Source organism: Bacillus sp. LR_5, from assembly GCF_042709275.1.
Window position 1 is genome coordinate 1 of record NZ_JAVAXX010000659.1, and the last position, 833, is coordinate 833.

Sequence of the window (833 nt, forward strand, 5' to 3'; positions counted from 1 at the left end):
GCGTGGCTTTTTAAAGTAAGCCTCGATCGCCTCGGCTTTTGATGATCCGCCCGCTACCGCAATAATATCGGGGATGGCGTCTATGTCATCCAGCTGCATTCCGACAGAATGCACTTTGTGAACCACTTCGCCGTCCGCGTTAAAATAGTAGCCGAACGCTTCCGTCACCGCGTCGTTATCATCTATTTTCTTTAAGTCTTCTAAAGGCGTGTTTCTGCGCTGAGCCATAGTTTTAGCTTCGCCGATTCCATGAACCAGCATACTCGCTGATTTAATGGTGTTCAGCACCTCTTTGACAGAAGGCTCTTCAATAATAGATGAATAGGCGCCTTGTGACAGCTGTCCCGGAACAAACAAAAGCCGGTAAGTGCCTGAAGCCTTCTCCGCCATATGCGCGCATATGGTGTTCGCCTGGTTTTTCACGTCTTCGCCTAAACCGCCTCTTGCAGGCACAAACAAAAGCTCGCGGTTTTTAGAATCCGGCGTCATCATTTCGGCGACAGCTTCAATTGTCGTACCGCCAGTTACAGCGACGATATTTTTGCCTGAAAATCTTTTTTTCATACATGCGACAGCCGCTCTTCCCATTTCTTTTTTGACCCATGGGGATTGATCGCTGTCTCCGGATACGATAATGGCATCCTTTAGATTTAAACGTTCTTTTAATGTCTTTTCCAAAAGAGTCAAACCTAAAACATCTTTCATCGTATCTTCCAAAACAGAAAGCAGTTCATAGCCCTCTTCTGTCAATGTCATGCCGTTTGTCTTAATATCGACCAGGTTCTGTTCCTTTAAAAACTGAACCTCGCCCCTCAGCACACGCTCGCTGATTT

At 46.5% G+C, this 833-nt stretch carries 1 protein-coding gene; it reads right to left on the reverse strand.

Going from position 1 to position 833, the window contains the following annotated elements:
- A partial coding sequence (gene cggR, locus RAC86_RS39315) for a gapA transcriptional regulator CggR (protein ID WP_377887026.1) occupies positions 1-831 on the reverse strand: 831 nt, incomplete at its 3' end.
- Between the last annotated feature and the right edge of the window lie 2 nt (positions 832-833).